This is a genomic window from Persicitalea sp., assembly GCF_041751555.1.
Classification (GTDB): Bacteria; Bacteroidota; Bacteroidia; order Cytophagales; family Spirosomataceae; genus Persicitalea.
On the sequence record NZ_JBGSXF010000292.1, the window covers coordinates 1 to 4182 of the forward strand.

Here is a 4182-nt window from a genome sequence, read left to right on the forward strand (position 1 = left end):
GTCACCACGTCCCTGGGAATGATTGGTGTAGATAAAATCCCTACGCTGTTCATCGACGGAGGTTTTGCCAAGAACGAGATTTTCATGCAGCTGCTCGCTCGAAAATTCCCTGACAAAGAGGTATTCACTACCCTACTGCCCTACGCCGCTGCGCTTGGTGCTGCCTTGCATGTAACCCGGCCGAATACGTTCGAGTTTCCGGGGGAAATTGTGAAAGTGGAGGTCTGAGCAGCGTGGTTCTCGGGGTTAAATGGTGAAAAGGTCAAACGGTTAAGGGGCGTGAGAGATTCTCAATGCCCAGTACTATAAAGAAGAAATCGTAGAACACCGTTTAACCCTTGACCTTTTGGCCGTTTAACCTAATTTCAACTAATTCTGCTCCAATTAGTGTCGGACGCCCTTAGACTGTCCAAATGACCCCGGATGGCGGCGTAAGGAGGCGTTACCAAATCAGGATCGGCGTTCAGTATCGCTTCGGCGGAGTTACGGGCTTCTTTCAGGATGACGCCATCTTTGGCGAGATCCGCGATAATTAAGTCCATGATGCCACTTTGCTGGGTACCCGTGAGGTCACCGGGGCCGCGCAGTTCCAAATCTACCTCCGAAATCTCGAAGCCGTTATTGGTGCGGCACATCGTTTCCAGCCGTTTGCGCGTATCCTGACTGAGCTTGAAATCCGTCATCAGTACGCAGAAAGATTGCTCCGCGCCACGTCCCACGCGGCCCCGCAACTGATGCAACTGCGCCAGGCCGAAGCGTTCGGCGTTTTCGATCACCATTACTGACGCATTCGGTACGTTGACGCCCACCTCGATCACCGTCGTGGCGACCATGATCTTAGTTTCGTTTTTTACAAAACGCGCCATTTCGTAGTCCTTGTCCTGCGGCTTCATCCGGCCGTGCAAAATGCTCAGCGGCACATCAGGGAAGGAGCGGGAAATGCTTTCATAACCGTCCGTCAGATCCTTCAAATCCATTTTCTCGGACTCCTCGATCAGCGGATAAACGATATAGATTTGACGCCCCTTGGCGATTTCATCTCGCAAAAAACCAAACAAAGTAGCCCGGTACGCGTCGTAACGGTGGACGGTCTTGATCGGCTTACGTCCGGCGGGTAGTTCGTCAATCACGGAAATGTCCAAATCACCGTAAAGCGTCATGGCCAGCGTCCGGGGAATGGGCGTGGCGGTCATGACCATGATGTGCGGGTGGATTTCCTCGTTCTTGGCCCAAAGCTTGGAGCGCTGCGCTACGCCGAAGCGGTGCTGCTCGTCGATCACGCAGAAGCCCAGATTCTTGAACTGTACCACGTCCTCGATTAGGGCGTGGGTGCCGACGAGAATTTGCATAGAGCCGTCCAGCAATTCTTCATGCAGGATACGTCGCTGCTTTTTCTTGGTCGATCCCGTGAGCTTGCCGATGTTGATGCCCAGAAGCTCGGCGTACACTTTTAAGCCTTGATAGTGCTGGTCGGCCAGGATTTCGGTGGGGGCCATCAGGCAGGCCTGTGCATCGTTGTCGAGGGCCATGAGCATGGCGATGAAGGCTACGATAGTTTTTCCGGAACCCACGTCACCCTGCAGCAGCCGATTCATCTGGCGGCCTGTCTGGAAATCTTCACGGATTTCGTTCAGCACTCGCGCCTGGGCGTTGGTCAAGGCAAAAGGCAAATGGTTGTTATAAAAGTCTTTTAGCAGATCAACCTTGTCGAATACCTGTCCCGGATACTCGTTTTTCTGTAAAATCTTACTCTTGATGAGCCGCAACTGATTGTAGAATAGCTCCTCGAATTTGAGCCGTCGCGTGGCTTGGTGCAGATGCGCCTGCGAAGGCGGCAGGTGAATACTCCACAGCGCTTCGGCTTTAGAGATAAGGCGGTACTGCGTAATAAGCGATTCGGGCAGCGTTTCGCGGATGTGCGGCGTGGCAATTTCCAGCAACGTTTTCATCATCCGACTGATAGTGCGGCTATCCACCCGCCGCTTGCGGAGCATGTCGGTGAGCGGATAAATCGGCTGCCAAGTACCGCCGTTGACGTTCTCCGGGGTGAGCAGTTCTATATCGGGATGGGTGATGCTATATCGTCCGCCAAACTCGGTTGGCTTGCCGTACACAATGTAGTCGGCGTTCCTGCGCAGGCTTTTCTCAAACCATGATATCCCGTGAAACCATACCAGTTCCAGAATTCCCGTTCCATCGGTGAAAGTACCGACGAGCCGCTTTTTATGGCCTTCGCCCGTAACATGCCAATCTTTTAATCTGCCCTTGATTTGGGCGCCGGGCAGTAGTTCGTTCAGTTCGCTGATGCGGTGAAACAGTGAGCGATCCTCATGCCGGAAGGGATAATGTTGCAGCAGGTCGCCGTAGGTGAATATGTTCAGTTCCTTGTTGAGCAGCGCGGCCCGCTGCGGTCCTACGCCTTTAAGGAATTCTATTTTGGTTTCGAAAAAATTGGTACGTTCAGTCATGAAAGGCGGCTACTCCGGTTTTTCAAATTTACGAAAAACCGCGTATTGCAAGTTAAACCGCTTGCGCCGGGTTACCGAACACGGTAGCATTGGCCGCCACATCAGCGATGACCAGCGACCCAGCCCCAACGCGGGCGTTCTTGCCAATCTTTATGCCCGACACGAGCACTGCGCCCGTGCCAATGAACGCGCCTTCTTCTAATGTGACCCGATCGTTGATAACTGCTCCCGCTCCGATGTTTACAAAATCTCCAACGGTAGCGAAAGACTCCACGATGGCTCCCGACTGCAAATGGACGTGCTGACCGATGGTGGCCTGGGCTGCTACCGTCACGCGGGCACCCACAAAGTTGCCGTGACCCAGCGTGGCCATTTCAGAAACTACCGCTGTATCGTGAATGGCGTTGACGGGCATGGTTTTGCGGCGGTCGTTGAGCATGGCGACCAACTTCTCTCGCACGGGCCGCTCGCTGATGGCTACAAAGGCCTCACACTTGTTACCGATGATTTTCAAAAAACCACCATCGTCCGTATCTCCCAGAATGCTGACCTCACCGATTTCGGTGCCATGCAGTTCCTTGTTGTCGTCCAAAAAGCCATACACGACCACGCCGTTGCGCTGAAAAATATCGAGCGCCTGGCGGCCCAAAGCTCCCGCGCCAAAAATGAGTACTGGATTTTCCATTTTTAATTTTGAATGAGTGAATGAGTGAATGACAGAATGATGGAGTCGCCCATGTAGTGAATATTGGCGAAAGCAATATTCACTCATTCTATCATTCACTCATTCAAAATTGACTACAAGAACGTGATTCTGAAGACGAACGGACTGGAATAGGGGGAAATGTTTAGTCCGGTGGTAGGGCTGATCTGGCTGTTGTACGACAAATTGTAGAGAGCCGTGAAGTGGATACTGCGGGTGAAACGTCCGCCTAAAGGCTGGGTGTAGGCACCGCCGACGAGCGGCGAGCCGATCCAGGTGCGGGTGCGGTCCTGGCCAATACTGCTGTGTTGAACGTTGAGTCCTTCGTACTCGGCTTGCAGCGTAATCATTGGCAGGAGACTGTACATCAGGAAAATCCGGCCGCCGTAGTTGCTGGTAGAGCTCCGCAGACTGGCGCTTGCGCCCCGTGGCCGGTAGCTGGCGTACATATAGGTAAGACCGGCCCCCGCTACGAGTTTATCGGTTAGGTTAAGGCCCGCCATGGGCGAAAGGTTGATGTTGGTGTAGTTACCCAGGGATAGTCCGAAACTACCTCCCAGGCGCAGCCGATCCAAAATCGGCTGGGACCCTTCGTAGCGGGGACGGCCCTCGACGGGACGAGCCTCGGCCTTTTCCTGCTCGGCTTCGTTGGGGATGATGATGGTACTTTGGCGTTTCTGCTGGGGGAGCGTATCCTTTTTGTAGTATTCTTCATTCTGGGCAAAAGCCGTCAAGTGCAGACCAAGAATGGCTATCAGGAGTGGAATAAACCTTTTCATATCGGAAACGATTGTTAATTTTACTTTTCAGTAGTAACGAAACCCCCTGCGACTTTGGTTTGTTGGCGATTACGACACTACCCCCTCAACCCTCACAATTACCCTACCTCAGCTTTATGTACTACCGCATTGCCGTGCCGGTTCCTGATTCTCACTTTGCCGAAATAACCTATACAATCCCCACCAAAGGGAGCCAAGTTATTGACTTACAACTACCCGCCTGGCGACCGGG

General features: G+C 53.1%; 3 protein-coding genes and 1 pseudogene. 1 reads left to right on the plus strand and 3 read right to left on the minus strand.

Annotated features, from left to right (window positions below):
- Nucleotides 1-228 (plus strand): annotated as a pseudogene (locus ACEW8P_RS10230) (carbohydrate kinase); the annotation flags it as partial.
- 137 nt (nt 229-365) lie between these two features.
- Here ACEW8P_RS10230 and recG read toward each other — a convergent pair.
- The 3 genes from recG to ACEW8P_RS10245 form a co-directional block, all read right to left on the minus strand.
- On the minus strand, nt 366-2468 hold the full coding sequence (gene recG, locus ACEW8P_RS10235; protein ID WP_373512986.1) for an ATP-dependent DNA helicase RecG: 2103 nt from the start codon (nt 2466-2468) through the stop codon (nt 366-368).
- 52 nt (nt 2469-2520) lie between these two features.
- A complete protein-coding gene (locus ACEW8P_RS10240) occupies nt 2521-3153 on the minus strand; it encodes an acetyltransferase (protein ID WP_373512987.1) in 633 nt (210 codons plus the stop codon).
- A gap of 113 nt (nt 3154-3266) precedes the next feature.
- Nucleotides 3267-3950 (minus strand): hypothetical protein, encoded by a 684-nt coding sequence (locus ACEW8P_RS10245; protein WP_373512988.1) that lies wholly within the window; start codon nt 3948-3950, stop codon nt 3267-3269.
- Nucleotides 3951-4182 lie beyond the last annotated feature (232 nt).